The sequence below is a fragment of the Streptomyces sp. NPDC006610 genome (assembly GCF_040611575.1).
Taxonomy (GTDB): domain Bacteria; phylum Actinomycetota; class Actinomycetes; order Streptomycetales; family Streptomycetaceae; genus Streptomyces.
In genome coordinates this window covers 1-13,858 of the sequence record NZ_JBEXOP010000020.1, presented here as the reverse complement: position 1 = coordinate 13,858, position 13,858 = coordinate 1, and the positions used below count along the sequence as shown (strand labels likewise).

14 protein-coding genes are annotated in these 13,858 nt (G+C 73.8%); 10 read left to right on the top strand and 4 right to left on the bottom strand.

Going from position 1 to position 13,858, the window contains the following annotated elements:
• The first annotated feature begins 133 nt into the window (after positions 1-133).
• The 4 genes from ABZY13_RS17890 to ABZY13_RS17875 all read left to right on the top strand — a co-directional run bounded on the left by ABZY13_RS17890 (position 134) and on the right by ABZY13_RS17875 (position 3,764).
• Complete coding sequence (locus ABZY13_RS17890) at positions 134-1,303, top strand: ArsA-related P-loop ATPase (protein ID WP_356631680.1); 1,170 nt, start codon at positions 134-136, stop codon at positions 1,301-1,303.
• Positions 1,304-1,376: 73 nt separating this feature from the next.
• Positions 1,377-1,874: a DUF5304 domain-containing protein gene (locus ABZY13_RS17885; protein WP_356631678.1), complete on the top strand. Its 498-nt coding sequence runs from the start codon at positions 1,377-1,379 to the stop codon at positions 1,872-1,874.
• A 104-nt stretch (positions 1,875-1,978) separates the two neighbouring features.
• Complete coding sequence (locus ABZY13_RS17880) at positions 1,979-2,932, top strand: ROK family glucokinase (protein ID WP_356631676.1); 954 nt, start codon at positions 1,979-1,981, stop codon at positions 2,930-2,932.
• A gap of 79 nt (positions 2,933-3,011) precedes the next feature.
• Positions 3,012-3,764 carry an endonuclease/exonuclease/phosphatase family protein gene (locus ABZY13_RS17875; protein ID WP_356631674.1) on the top strand — a complete coding sequence of 251 codons (753 nt, stop codon included), beginning with the start codon at positions 3,012-3,014 and terminating at the stop codon, positions 3,762-3,764.
• Positions 3,765-3,780: 16 nt separating this feature from the next.
• Here the strand turns inward: ABZY13_RS17875 and ABZY13_RS17870 are convergent, their stop codons facing one another.
• Together ABZY13_RS17870 and ABZY13_RS17865 are read right to left on the bottom strand one after the other, a co-directional pair.
• Positions 3,781-4,419, bottom strand: a complete 639-nt coding sequence (locus ABZY13_RS17870) for a hypothetical protein (protein ID WP_356631672.1) — start codon at positions 4,417-4,419, stop codon at positions 3,781-3,783.
• Positions 4,412-5,191 carry an alpha/beta fold hydrolase gene (locus ABZY13_RS17865; protein WP_356631670.1) on the bottom strand — a complete coding sequence of 260 codons (780 nt, stop codon included), beginning with the start codon at positions 5,189-5,191 and terminating at the stop codon, positions 4,412-4,414. Before ABZY13_RS17865 ends, ABZY13_RS17870 begins: the two co-directional genes overlap by 8 nt.
• Positions 5,192-5,354: 163 nt before the next feature.
• On the opposite strand from ABZY13_RS17865, the gene ABZY13_RS17860 reads away from it, so the two are divergent.
• From ABZY13_RS17860 to ABZY13_RS17840, 5 genes are all read left to right on the top strand, one after another.
• Complete coding sequence (locus tag ABZY13_RS17860) at positions 5,355-6,131, top strand: lysophospholipid acyltransferase family protein (RefSeq protein ID WP_356631668.1); 777 nt, start codon at positions 5,355-5,357, stop codon at positions 6,129-6,131.
• A gap of 25 nt (positions 6,132-6,156) precedes the next feature.
• Entirely contained in the window at positions 6,157-7,392 is a 1,236-nt protein-coding gene (locus ABZY13_RS17855; protein WP_356631666.1) for a DUF5931 domain-containing protein, read from the top strand.
• Entirely contained in the window at positions 7,389-8,072 is a 684-nt protein-coding gene (locus ABZY13_RS17850; RefSeq protein WP_356631664.1) for a response regulator transcription factor, read from the top strand. The genes ABZY13_RS17855 and ABZY13_RS17850 overlap by 4 nt, the downstream gene beginning before the upstream one ends.
• Before the next feature lie 45 nt (positions 8,073-8,117).
• Entirely contained in the window at positions 8,118-9,146 is a 1,029-nt protein-coding gene (locus tag ABZY13_RS17845; protein ID WP_356631662.1) for a 6-phosphofructokinase, read from the top strand.
• A 67-nt stretch (positions 9,147-9,213) separates the two neighbouring features.
• Complete coding sequence (locus ABZY13_RS17840; protein WP_356631661.1) at positions 9,214-10,209, top strand: 2-hydroxyacid dehydrogenase; 996 nt, start codon at positions 9,214-9,216, stop codon at positions 10,207-10,209.
• On the opposite strand, the gene ABZY13_RS17835 is transcribed toward ABZY13_RS17840, so the two are convergent.
• Positions 10,161-12,041: an anthranilate synthase family protein gene (locus ABZY13_RS17835; protein WP_356631659.1), complete on the bottom strand. Its 1,881-nt coding sequence runs from the start codon at positions 12,039-12,041 to the stop codon at positions 10,161-10,163. The genes ABZY13_RS17840 and ABZY13_RS17835 overlap by 49 nt on opposite strands.
• A 99-nt stretch (positions 12,042-12,140) precedes the next feature.
• The gene (locus ABZY13_RS17830) at positions 12,141-12,197 is read right to left on the bottom strand and encodes a trp operon leader peptide (RefSeq protein WP_071659820.1); all 57 of its coding nucleotides are present in this window, start codon (positions 12,195-12,197) and stop codon (positions 12,141-12,143) included.
• A gap of 110 nt (positions 12,198-12,307) precedes the next feature.
• Here ABZY13_RS17830 and ABZY13_RS17825 point away from each other — a divergent pair, with 110 nt between their 5' ends.
• Positions 12,308-13,660 carry a class II 3-deoxy-7-phosphoheptulonate synthase gene (locus tag ABZY13_RS17825; protein ID WP_356631658.1) on the top strand — a complete coding sequence of 451 codons (1,353 nt, stop codon included), beginning with the start codon at positions 12,308-12,310 and terminating at the stop codon, positions 13,658-13,660.
• The last annotated feature ends 198 nt before the right edge of the window (positions 13,661-13,858 follow it).

Below are 13,858 nucleotides of genomic sequence, written 5' to 3'. Positions count from 1 at the left end.
GCCGGAGCCGGAGCCGGAGCCCCGTCCGAACCGGAGCCGAGGTGGAGCCGGCCTCCCGGAGGCTCCCGGGACCGGAGGCTCCCGGGATCCACGGAACCGGGGTGATCCGGACCTCCCGGTACCGTTCCCCCTCATGCGCACCCTCCTGATCACCGGCCCCGGCGGCAGTGGCCGTACGACCGTCGCCGCCGCCACCGCGCTCGCCGCCGCCCGCGAGGGCGCCCGGACCCTGCTGCTCGGCACCGACCCCGCCGACACCCTCGGCGCGGTCCTCGGCACCGCGACCGGCCCGGCCCCGGTGACCGTCGCCCCTCGCCTCACCGTCCTGCGCCCCGACGCCGCCGCCGGCTTCCGCGACGGCCTCACCGCCCTCCAGGACCGGGCCACCGCCGCCCTCGACCTGCTCGGCGCGGTCCGGCTGGACGCCGAGGAACTCACCCCGCTGCCCGGCGCCGGCGAACTCGCCGCCCTGCGCGCCCTGCGCGACGCCGCCCTCTCCGGCGACCACGACCTCGTCGTGGCCGACCTCCCGCCCACCCCGGCCGCCCTCGCCCTGCTCGCCCTGCCCGAGCAACTGCGCCGCTATCTGCGCCGGCTGCTGCCGCCCGAACGACAGGCCGCCCGCGCCCTGCGCCCCGTCCTCGGCCGCCTCGCCGGCGTCCCCCTGCCCGCCGAGGCGCTCTACGAGGCCGCCGCCCGCTGGGACGTCGAACTCGCCGCGACCGAGGCCGTCCTCGCCGACCCGGACACCTCCGTGCGGCTGGTCGCCGAGCCCACCTGGGCCGGTGCCGACGCCGTGCACACCGCCCGCCTCGGCCTCGCCCTGCGCGGCCTGCGCGCCGACGCCCTGGTCGCCGGCCGCGTCCTGCCCGAGGACACCGCCGACCCCTGGCTCGCCGGCCCCGTCGCCCAGCAGCGCAAGATCCTCGACGAGTGGCGCGCCTGCCACGACGTGCACACCGTCCCCCACCTCGGCCGCGACCCGCGCGGCGTCGACGATCTCGCCGCCCTGCCCGTGCCGCCGCCCGGCGCGGCGTCCTCCGCGGTCGCCTGGCCCGTCACGGACCGCCTCGCCGAGGACGGCGTGCTGGTCTGGAGCATCCCCCTGCCCGGCGCCGTCCGCGACGACCTCGACCTCGTCCGGCGCGGCGACGAACTCGTCGTCACCGCGGGCCCGTTCCGCCGGATCGTCCCCCTTCCCTCCGCCCTGCGCCGCTGCACCGTCCAGGGCGCGGGACTGCACGAGGGCGAGCTGCGGGTGCGCTGCGCGCCGGACCTGCGACTGTGGCCCACGAGCCGGTGAAAGCGCCGCGCCCGTTCGGGTACCGTCGTAGGAACGGCCGCCCGCCGCGCGAGAACGCAGTCAGGAGCCCGCCATGAGCGAAGAGCGTCCCCCGTCCGACCCCGCCGAGGAGCGCACGGACCACGCCCCGCGCCCCACGGCGGACGCCGACGCCTGGGCGACCGCCTGCGCCGAGGACCTGGAGGCCGAGAAGGCCCGTCGCCGCGCCGAGCAGGGCCGCGCGCCCGGCTCCGCCGCCGAGGAACTGCGCCGGCTCGTCGACACCGTCGCGGACCGGCTGACCGCACTGCAGAACCCGTTGCTCGGCGCCGTCGCCGGACCCGCCGCCCAGCAGGTGGTGCAGCAGGTCGTCCAGCAGGCCAGGGCCGCCGTCGAACCGGTCATCGAACGCAACCCGCGCGTCTTCGACCACCTCGCCGCCGCCGGCCAGGAACTGCTCGCCGCCTACCGCTCCGCCGTCGAGACCCAGGAGCAGCGCTGGACCGCCCGCGACGCCGGCCCGGGCCCCGACCTCGACGTCCCCGGCGACGAGGACGGCCCGGCCCCCGGTCACCGCATCGACCTGGACTGACCGTGTGTGATCGACCCTGCCCGGGGAGTGGACGACGGCAGCCCCGACGGCAGGGCCTCGGGTACGGTTGGCCGTAGCGGGGCTCGACCGAAACTGAGGGATTCATGGGACTCACCATCGGCGTCGACATCGGCGGCACGAAGATCGCGGCCGGCGTGGTCGACGAGGAAGGCAACATCCTCTCGACCCACAAGGTGCCGACCCCGGGCACGCCCGAGGCGATCGTGGACGCCATCGCCTCGGCGGTGGAGGGCGCGCGTGCCGGGCACGAGATCGTCGGCGTGGGCATCGGCGCCGCCGGGTACGTCAACCGCCAGCGTTCCGAGGTCTACTTCGCGCCGAACATCGACTGGCGCAACGAACCGCTCAAGGACAAGGTCGAGGCCCGCGTGGGCCTGCCGGTCGTCGTCGAGAACGACGCCAACGCGGCCGCCTGGGGCGAGTACAAGTTCGGCGCGGGCAAGGGCCACCGCAACGTCATCTGCATCACGCTCGGCACCGGCCTCGGCGGCGGCATCATCATCGGCAACAAGCTGCGCCGCGGGCACTTCGGCGTTGCCGCGGAGTTCGGCCACATCCGCATGGTGCCGGACGGACTGCTGTGCGGCTGCGGTTCGCAGGGCTGCTGGGAGCAGTACGCCTCCGGCCGCGCCCTCGTCCGGTACGCCAAGCAGCGCGCCAACGCCACCCCCGAGCGCGCCGAGGTGCTGCTCGCGCTCGGCGACGGCACCCCGGACGGCATCGAGGGCAAGCACATCTCCATGGCCGCCCGCCAGGGCTGCCCGGTCGCCGTCGACTCCTACCGCGAGCTGGCCCGCTGGGCCGGCGCCGGCCTGGCCGACCTGGCCTCCCTGTTCGACCCGTCGGCGTTCATCGTCGGCGGCGGCCTCTCCGACGAGGGCGACCTGGTGCTCGACCCGATCCGCAAGTCGTACAAGCGCTGGCTGGTCGGCGGCAACTGGCGTCCCGTCGCCGACGTGATCGCCGCCCAGCTCGGCAACAAGGCCGGCCTCGTCGGCGCGGCGGACCTGGCCCGGGAGCCCGACCCGATCATGTGACGGCCGCTTCGGTCCGTGCCGCGACCCTGCCCGCCGAGCCCTGTCCGGGCGCGGCGGGCAACGTCGTATCTTGATCCGCATGGCGACGAGTCCCCTGCCCGACTCCCGTACCGAGGACGACGGCTCCGCCGTCGTGCGGGTCCTCGGCTACAACGTCCGCTCCCTGCGCGACGACACCGACGCGCTCGCCCGGGTGATCCGCGCGTGCGCCCCCGACCTGGTCCTCGTCCAGGAGGCGCCCCGGTTCTTCCGGTGGCGCAAGAAACTCGCCCGGCTCGCCGCCGCCACCGGCCTGGTCACCCTCTCCGGCGGCGGCACTGCCGCGGGACCCGCGCTGCTGTGCTCCCTGCGCACGACCGTCGAGCGCACCGAGGACGTCCTGCTGCCCCTCACCCCCGGACAGCACCGGCGCGGCCTGGCCACCGCCGTGGTCCGCTTCGGCGCCGTCCGGCTCGGGGTCGTCAGCTGCCATCTGTCGCTGGAGCGGCAGGAGCGGCACGAGCAGGGCGGGATGCTGCTGGACCGGCTCGCCGCGCTCGGCGTCCCGCACGCGATCGCCGGTGGCGACCTCAACGAGCGGCCGGACGGGCCCACGTTCCGGCGGCTGGCCGACGAACTGCAGGACTGCTGGGCCACCGCGCCCTGGGGCGGCGAGCACACCTTCCCCGCGACCGCGCCCGACCGCCGCATCGACGCCGTCTTCGCCACCAAGGGCGTCGAGGTGCTGGGCTGCGGCGTGCCCACCGGCCTGCCCGGCGTCGGCCCGCACGAGCTGAGGGCGGCCACGGACCACCTGCCCGTCCTGGCCGCCCTCCGCGTGCCCGCCGCCTGACGCGGCGCACGCCCGCTCACACCACGGCGCCGCGCCCCGGGTCGTCCTCGTCCTCGTCGTCCGTGCGCATCCGCATCACCAGCGTGGCGAAGCCGCCGAGGAAGCCGCCGATGGCCAGCGTGCTCAGCCACCACGTCATGTGCCAGCCGAGCAGCACCGCCAGCAGAAGCAGCAGCGGCCCGCCCAGCACGCCGAGCCAGGCGAACTTGGCGGTGGCGTCGGCGGCGGGCAGCGTCGGCGGCTCCGGCGGCACGAAGTGGCCCTCGTCGTCCGGGCCGAGGTCCTCCTCCGTGGGCTCGGCCACGGAGTAGTCCCGCGGGCCCGCGCCGCCGACGCCGGGGGCGAAGGTGACGGAGCTGCCGAGCGGCTGCGGGGCGTCCTTCTTCGGCTCGGGACGGGTGGCCGTGTCGCCGTCGCCGTCGTTGGTCTCCGCCTCCAGCAGCGCCAGGTCCTCTATGGACTTGAACGGCTTGGCGCCCGGCGGGTCCGCCGGCTCGTCGCCGTACCCCGCGACGATCGCGGCCCAGGCGGCGTCCTCGTCGAAGGGCACCTTCTGCTCCGCGCCCTCCCCGCCCGCCGGTGACATGCCGCCCTCCCGCCTCTCCCGCTCTTCCCGCTCCTCACGGTCCTCGCGCTCCGAGTCGAACTCAGCCACCTGCGGCCGTCCCTTCCTTGCCGACGCTGGGTGCGAGCCGGCCGATGAACGCGAGGCTCTCCTCGAAAATCCGGTCCGCGTCATGGTCCAACGTCGCCACGTGGTAGCTCTGTTCCAGCAGCAGCTCGGTCACGTCGGAGGACGAGACACGGCTGAGGATGCGGGCCGAGTCGGCCGGCGGCACCACGTGGTCCTGCGGGCTGCGCAGGAGCAGCAGCGGCTGGGTCACCCGCGGCAGCTCGGCGTCGACCACCCGGAAGAAGTTCCGCAGCGAGTGGGCCGCGTGCAGCGGGACCCGGTCGTATCCCACCTCGACGACGCCGGGCCTGGCGATGTCCCCGGCGACGCCGGGCGTGGTGCGGACCAGGTGCCGGGCGACGGGAAGGGCGTACGCCGACAGGCCGTGAACCTTGTTGGCCGGGTTGACCACCACCACGCCGCCGACCGCGTCCCCGTGCCGGGCCGCGAGCCGCAGGGCGAGGGCGCCGCCCATGGACAGACCGCACACGAACACCCGCGCGCAGCGCTCGCGCAGGGCGCGCAGCTCCCGGTCCACCTCCGCGTACCAGTCCTGCCAGCCGGTGAGCTGCATGTCCTCCCAGCGCGTGCCGTGCCCGGGCAGCAGCGGCACGGAGACGGTCAGGTCGTGCGCGGCGAGGTACTCCGCCCAGGGGCGCATCGACTGGGGGGAACCGGTGAAGCCGTGGCACAGCAGGACGCCGACCTCTCCGCCGTCGTGGCGGTAGGGCTCGGCTCCGGGGAGGACCGGCACCTTCGGTCTCCTGTTCATGAGAGGGCGGGCGGGAACGAGTCCGGGTGTGCATCACCGTACGCGACCGCACTGACACCGACCAGGGCCGTCGGGTCCGCCGGCCGGCGGCCGGGTTAAGGTCTGATCCACAGACACAGGAGGCACTCGGTTGTTGTACGGCGCGATGAAGGTTTCCATCGGGGGACCGCTGAAGCTCGTCTTCCGGCCCTGGGTGGAGGGCCTGGAGAACGTGCCCGCCGAGGGACCCGCGATCCTCGCGAGCAACCACCTGTCCTTCTCCGACTCGTTCTTCCTGCCCGCGGTCCTCGACCGCAAGGTCACCTTCATCGCGAAGGCCGAGTACTTCACCACCCCCGGCGTCAAGGGCAAGCTCACCGCCGCCTTCTTCAAGGGCGTCGGCCAGCTCCCGGTGGACCGCTCCGGGGCCCGCGGCGCCGGCGAGGCCGCCGTCAGGAGCGGCATCGAGGTCGTCGAGCGCGGTGAGCTGTTCGGCATCTACCCCGAGGGCACCCGCTCGCCCGACGGCCGCCTCTACCGCGGCAAGCCCGGCGGCCTCGCGCGCGTCGCCCTCGCCACCGGCGCCCCCGTCATCCCGGTCGCGATGATCGACACCGAGAAGATCCAGCCGCCCGGCAAGGTACTCCCGAAGGTCATGCGCCCCGGCATCCGCATCGGCCGGCCCCTGGACTTCAGCCGCTACCACGGCATGGAGCACGACCGCTTCGTGCTGCGCGCGGTGACCGACGAGGTCATGTACGAGATCATGAAGCTCTCCGGCCAGGAGTACGTCGACATGTACGCGACCGCCGCCAAGCGGGAGATCGCGGAGGCGGCCAAGGCCGAGAAGGAAGCGGCGAAGGCGGCCCGGGCGGCCCTCGCGCAGGCGGAGAAGGAACAGGCCGACAAGGAACAGCAGGCACGGCGGGACCACGCCGAATAGGCGGTCCGGCACGGGGCGGGGGGACATGGCCAGGCGCGAGCGTGTGATGAGGATGTCGGTCGAACTGCCGCTGTGGCGCGCCCTGACCGCGTACCGGGTGCTGACCCTCGCCTACGCGATCGGCCTGTTCTGCACCGCCTACGACGAGTTCGCCCGCCCCTGGGTCGCCGTCGCCTTCTACGCCGTCCTCGCCGCGTGGACCCTGGCCACCCTGCCCAAGGTCGCCAGTGCGGCGAGCTGCACCAGGCGCTTCCTCGCCGTCGACCTCGCCCTCGCCCTCACCGGCATCCTGCTCACCCTGGCCGCCGACTCCCCGGAGCGGATCGAGGCCGGCGGGCCCACCCTGCCGTCGATCTGGACCGCCGGCTCCGTGCTGGCGTTCGCGCTCAAGGGCGGCTGGCGCTGGGCGGCCGTCGCCTCCACCCTGGTCGCCGTCGCCAACCTGATCGAGCGCGGCAATCCGGCCCGCGACACCGTGCACAACGTCATCCTCGTCTGGGTCGCCGCCATCGCCATCGGCTACGTCGTCGAGGTCGCCCGCGCCTCCGAGCGCACCCTCGCCCGCGCCCTGGAGATCGAGGCCGCGACCAGGGAGCGCGAGCGGCTGGCCCGGGACATCCACGACAGCGTGCTCCAGGTGCTGGCCATGGTGCAGCGGCGCGGCGCGGTCATCGGCGGCGAGGCCGCGGAGCTGGGCCGCATGGCGGGCGAGCAGGAGGTCGCCCTGCGCACCCTGGTCTCCGGCGGCCTCTCCCCGGTCTCCCGGGTGTCGGAGGACAGCGCCGAGGGGGCGGTCGTCCGGGCCGTGGAGGAGCCGGAGGACGCAGGCGCCCCCGTCGACCTGCGCGGGCTGCTCGCCCCGTACGCCGGCGCCCGGGTGAGCCTGGCCGAGCCCGGCGCCCCGGTGCCGCTGCCGCCGCCCGCCGCCCGTGAACTGGCCGCGGCCGTCGGGGCGGCCCTGGACAACGTCCGCCGGCACGCCGGGGAGGGCGCCCGGGCCTGGATCCTGGTCGAGGACGAGCCCGGCGAGGTGATCGTGACGGTACGGGACGACGGGCCAGGCATCCCCGAGGGCCGGCTCGCGCAGGCCGAGGGCGAGGGACGGATGGGCGTGGCCCTGTCCATCCGCGGCCGGCTGCGCGACCTCGGCGGCACGGCGGAGGTGATCTCGGTGCCGGGGCAGGGCACGGAGGTCGAACTGAGGGTCCCGAAGGAACGGCAGGACAAGCGGACGGCACGGGGGAAGGCGGAACGGCGATGAGTGAGCAGGGCCCGATCAAGGTGATGGTCGTGGACGACCACCCGATGTGGCGCGACGCCGTCGCCCGCGACCTGGGCGAGTCCGGCTTCGACGTGGTCGCCACAGCGGGCGACGGCGAGCAGGCCGTCCGCCGCGCCAAGGCCGCCGCCCCCGACGTCCTCGTCCTCGACCTGAACCTGCCGGTCAAGCCCGGCGTCCAGGTCTGCAAGGAACTGGTCGCCCACAACCCGGCGCTGCGGGTGCTGGTGCTCTCCGCGAGCGGCGAGCACGCCGACGTGCTGGAGGCCGTCAAGTCGGGCGCCACCGGCTACCTGCTGAAGTCGGCGTCCACCGAGGAACTGCTGGACGCGGTGCGCCGCACGGCCGCGGGCGACCCGGTGTTCACCCCGGGCCTGGCCGGACTGGTCCTCGGCGAGTACCGCAGGCTGGCCTCCGACCCCGCCCCCGGCGGCGCGGGCCCGGACGCCGACGACCCGAACACGCCCCGGCTGACCGACCGGGAGACCGAGGTGCTGCGCCTGGTCGCCAAGGGCCTGAGCTACAAGCAGATCGCCGAACGGCTGGTCATCTCCCACCGCACCGTCCAGAACCACGTCCAGAACACGCTCGGCAAGCTCCAGCTGCACAACCGGGTGGAGCTGGTGCGGTACGCGATAGAGCGCGGTCTCGACGACGAGTGAGGCATTCGCCGCTAGCGTGAAGGACACCCGACGAAGGGATCTGTCATGCGAGTGGGAGTACTGACCGGCGGCGGCGACTGCCCGGGGCTCAACGCCGTCATCCGGGCCGTCGTCCGCAAGGGCGTCCAGGAGTACGGCTACGAGTTCGTCGGCTTCCGGGACGGCTGGCGCGGTCCGCTCGACGGCGACGTCACGCGCCTGGACATCCCCGCCGTCCGCGGCACCCTGCCCCGCGGCGGCACCATCCTCGGCTCCTCGCGCCTGGACCCGCTCCAGCGGGAGAACGGCCCCGCGCTGATCCGGGAGAACCTCGCCAAGCACGAGGTGGAGGCCCTCATCGTCGTCGGCGGCTCCCGCACCCTCGGCGCCGCCGCCCGCCTCGCCGACGACCACGGCCTGCCGATCGTCGGCGTCCCCAAGACGATCGACAACGACCTGTCCGCCACCGACTACACCTTCGGTTTCGACACCGCCGTCGGCATCGCCACCGAGGCCATCGACCGGCTGCACACCACCGCCGAGTCCCACATGCGGGTCCTCGTCGTCGAGGTCATGGGCCGCAGCACCGGCTGGATAGCCCTCCACTCCGGCCTGGCCGGCGGCGCCAACGTCATCCTCATCCCCGAGCAGCGCTTCGACGTCGACCAGGTGTGCGCCTGGGTGACGTCCCGGTTCCGGGCTTCGTACGCCCCGATCGTGGTGGTCGCGGAGGGGGCGCTGCCCAAGGACGACACGACGCTGCTCACGGAGATCTCCCCCGACCCCTCGGGGCGGGTGCGGCTGTCCGGGGTGGGGGAGTGGCTGGCCGGCGAGATCGAGCGGCGTACCGGCAAGGAGGCCCGCACCACGGTCCTCGGCCACATCCAGCGCGGCGGCAGCCCCAGCCCGTACGACCGCTGGCTCGCCACCCGCTTCGGACTGCACGCCATCGACTGCGTCCGCGACGGCGACTTCGGCACCATGGTCGCCCTGCGCGGCACCGACATCGTCCGCACGCCGATCTCGGCGGCGACGGCCCGGCTGAAGACGGTGGATCCAAAGCTGTACGCGGAAGTGGGGGTCTTCTTCGGCTGAGGGTGTTCCCCGGCCGGCGGCCGGGAACCCAGCACAGGAAGTCACCCGAGCACCCCGGAGGGCCACCTTGGAGATTCTCGCGTTCGGCGTCCAGGCCGACGAGAGGCCGCTGATCGAGGACGCCTTCCGGGACCACCACCCGGTCCGCTGCCTCGACGTCTTCCTCAACCAGGACACCGCCCCCATCGCCGCCGGCCACGAGATCGTCTCAAGCAGCGTCAACGCCGACCTCGGCGGGCCCGTCCTGGAGATCCTCGCGGCCGGCGGGACGCGGATGATCGCCCAGCGCTCCACCGGCTTCAACAACATCGACCTGAAGACCGCCGAGCGCCTCGGCCTGACCGTGGCCCGGGTGTCGTACTACTCGCCGTACTCGGTCGCCGAGTTCGCCTGGACCCTCGCCATGGCCGTCAACCGGCGGGTCGTCCGCGCCTCGAACCGCACCCGCGACTTCGACTTCCGGCTCGACGGGCTGATGGGCCGCGACCTGCACGGCCGCACCGCGGGCGTCCTCGGCACCGGCAAGATCGGCGAGGCGTTCGCCCGGATCGCCCACGGCTTCGGCATGAGGCTGCTCGGCTGGGACATCGCCGAGAACCCCGCCTGCCTGGAGCTGGGCATGACGTACGTGCCCAAGGAGCGGCTCCTCGCCGAGTCCGACCTGGTCAGCCTGCACGTGCCGCTGATGCCGCAGACGCTGCACCTGATCGACGCCGCCGCGCTGCGGGCCATGAAGGACGACGCGATCCTGGTCAACTCCAGCCGCGGCGGCCTCGTCGACACCGCCGCCCTGGTCCACGAACTGCGCGCCGGCCGCTTCACCGGCGTCGGCCTCGACGTGTACGAGGCGGAGGCAGGGCTGTTCTTCCTGGACAAGTCCCTGGAAGCCGTCGAGGACGACACCCTGGCCCGCCTCGTCACGTTCCCCAACGTCCTGGTCACCTCCCACCAGGCGTACTACACCCGGGAGGCGGTCGGCCAGATCGTAAAGACCACGGTGCGCAACGTCCTCGACTACACGGCGGGCCGCCGCTCGGAGAACGTGCTGGCGCCGCGCAGCTGACCCACCAGCTCCCGGACCAGGCCGGCGCCGTTGAGCGTCAGCACCGACTCGGGGTGGAACTGCACCCCGGCGAACCCGGGCCCGCGCAGGGCGTGCACCTCGTACGCCCCGCTCCGGCTGACCTCCACCCCGCGCGCCGCCAGCTCACCGGCCGCCCCGTCGTCGCAGCGGGCCACGAAGCTGTTGTAGAAGCCGACGGTCTCGCCGCGCCCGAACAGGTCGATCTCCACCTGCGCCCCCTGGTACGGCACCTCCTTGCGCACGATGTCCAGCCCCAGTTCGGCCGCGATCAGCTCGTGCCCGAGACAGACGCCGAGCACGCCGTGCGGGTGGGCGCCCAGCACCTCGGCGGTCAGCGCGCGCAGGAACCGCATCTTCGGGTCGTCCCGGTCGGACGGGTCGCCGGGGCCGGGGCCCAGCACGAGCGGACCCTCGTGGGCGAGGGCCGCCTCCCGCAGCCCCGGCTCGTCGTACCGCCGCACGGTCACCTCCAGGCCCGCCGAGCGCAGCACGTGACCCAGCATCGCCGTGAAGGTGTCCTCGCCGTCGACGACCAGCGCGTGCCCGGTCACCTCGTCGGCCGGCTCCTGCATCCGCAGCCAGAACGGCGCCAGCGACGCCCGCCGCCCGTCCAGCGCCGCCCTCACCCGGGGGTCGTCCGCCAGCCGGGGCCGCGCCCCCTCGGCGTGCGACCGGGACGGGCGCACGCCGAGGGCGGAGAGCACCCCGGCCGCCTTGGCGTGGGTCTCGGCCACCTCGCCCGCCGGGTCCGAGCCGCGCACGAGGGTGGCCCCGACCGGGACGCGCAGCCGGCCGGACGCGTCGATGTCGGCGGTGCGGATGAGGATCGGCGAGTCGAGGGTCTGCGCGCCGCCCGGGTCCCGGCCGATCAGCGCGAGGGCGCCGGCGTAGTAGCCGCGCCCGCCGTTCTCGTGCCGCTCGATCACCCGGCAGGCGTTCTGCACCGGCGAGCCGGTGACCGTCGCCGCGAACATCGTCTCCTTCAGCACCTCGCGCACGTCCAGCGAGGACCTGCCGCGCAGCTCGTACTCGGTGTGCGCGAGGTGCGCCATCTCCTTGAGCCGGGGCCCGACGACGACGCCGCCCCGGTCGCCGACGGTGCACATCATCTTCAGTTCCTCGTCCACGACCATCGACAGCTCCTCGATCTCCTTGCCGTCGGCGAGGAAGTCGAGCAGGTGTTCCGGGGTGGGTCCCTCGGCGGGATAGCGGTACGTGCCGCTGATCGGGTTCATCACGACGGTGCCGCCCGTCATCCGCACGTGCACCTCGGGGCTGGCCCCGACCAGCGTCCGGTCGCCGGTGTGCACCACGAACGTCCAGTACGCGCCCCGCTCGCCGTCCAGCAGCCGCCGGAACAGCGCGAGCGCGTCGGCCCGCCCGAACCCGGGGATCGCCCCCTCGTACGTCCGCCGGATGACGAAGTTGGCCCCCTCGCCCCGCCCGATCTCCTCGCGCAGCACCCGCCCCACGATCCGGGCGTACTCCTCGTCCCCGACGTCGAAGCCGCCGCCCTCGACGCGCACCTCGTGCGCCGGAAGGGCGTCCAGCGCCTCGGCGAGCGGGATCTCGTGGCGCTCCTCGGGGATCAGCACGGTCAGGGGGGTGCCGTCGTCGCGGACGTCGAACCCGCGCTCGCGGATCTGGCGGAAGGGGATCAGGGCGAGGCCCTCGTCGGGCAGGTCGGCGAGCCGCTCGCGCACGGCGACCGGGCCGACCAGCAGCTCCACGACGTCGTGGTCGTGACCGGGGGTGCGGCGGCGCAGCAGAGCGAACGGACGGGGGTCGTCCAGCAGATCGAGCAGATGCATCGGTCGTGTCCTTCTCTCGGTGAGGAGGAGCGACCCGCGTCCGCAAACGCCGAAGGCCGCCCCTCCGGGCGGCCTTCGCGAAGTCGTGCGTACGCGCAGTCAGTGGGCCGCCGGAGAAGCGGTCCACCACCAGTTCTGGGTCGAGTGCGCGAACATGGGGCCGACCCTACCGCACCCTTCGCGGCGGCGTCCGCGGGACGTATCCGGCGTCTCATTTCCTGGGCAAGGGGGCGGAGCCGGGGACATCACCCCGTAATGTTGAGGTCGTGACCGTGAACGCTAAGACCAGCCACAGTGCCGGCAACACCTGGCGAAACCTGCCCGCGGCGCAGCAGCCCGAATACCCGGACCCCGAGGCTCTGCGCGCAGTGATCGCGGACCTCGAGTCGTATCCGCCCCTGGTCTTCGCGGGCGAGTGCGACCAGCTGCGCGCCCGCATGGCGGCCGTCGCCAAGGGAGAGGCGTTCCTTCTCCAGGGCGGCGACTGCGCCGAGGCGTTCGACGCGGTGTCCGCCGACCAGATCCGCAACAAGCTCAAGACCCTCCTCCAGATGGGCGCCGTCCTCACGTACGCCGCCTCCGTCCCGGTCGTGAAGGTGGGCCGGATCGCGGGGCAGTACTCCAAGCCGCGCTCCAAGTCGACCGAGACCCGCGACGGCGTCACGCTGCCCTCGTACCGGGGCGACTCCGTCAACGGCTTCGCCTTCACGGAAGAGGCCCGGATCCCGGACCCCGAGCGGCTGAAGCGGATGTACCACGCGTCCGCCTCCACGCTGAACCTGGTCCGCGCCTTCACCACCGGCGGCTACGCCGACCTGCGCCAGGTGCACGCCTGGAACCAGGACTTCGTCAAGTCGTCCCCCTCCGGCCAGCGCTACGAACAGCTCGCCCGCGAGATCGACAACGCGCTCCACTTCATGCACGCCTGCGGGGCGGACCCGGAGGAGTTCAAGACCGTCGAGTTCTACTCCTCGCACGAGGCGCTGCTGCTCGACTACGAGTCCGCGCTGACCCGTGTCGACTCCCGCACCGGTGAGCTGTACGACGTCTCCGCGCACATGGTGTGGATCGGCGAGCGCACCCGGCAGCTGGACCACGCGCACATCGAGTTCGCGTCCCGCATCCGCAACCCGATCGGCATCAAGCTCGGCCCGACGACCACGGCCGAGGAGGCGCTCCAGTACATCGAGCGCCTCGACCCGGACCGCGACCCGGGCCGGCTGACCTTCATCGTCCGGATGGGCGCCGACAAGATCCGCGACCGGCTCCCCGAGCTGGTCGAGAAGGTCACGGCGTCCGGCGCGGCGGTGGCCTGGGTGACCGACCCGATGCACGGCAACACCTTCGAGGCGGCCTCCGGCCACAAGACCCGCCGCTTCGACGACGTGCTCGACGAGGTCAAGGGCTTCTTCGAGGTGCACAAGGCGCTCGGCACCCACCCCGGCGGCATCCACGTCGAGCTGACCGGCGACGACGTCACCGAGTGCGTGGGCGGCGGCGACGAGATCTTCGTCGACGACCTGCACCAGCGCTACGAGACCGCCTGCGACCCGCGGCTGAACCGCAGCCAGTCGCTGGACCTGGCGTTCCTGGTGGCGGAGATGTACCGCGACCAGTAGTCGGACGTACGGCGACCAGTAGTCGGACGTGCGGCGACCAGTACGAGGGGCGTCGCCTTCCGTTGCGGGGGCGTGCGCGTGCAGAGCGCGGTGGGGGGGGGGGCGCCCCCCCCCCCCCCCCCCCCCCCCCAGGGGCCCCCGAGCGGATCGGGGGGGTGGTTTTGGAGGGGGGAGCCAAAAAGGGAGGGGGGGGCGCCC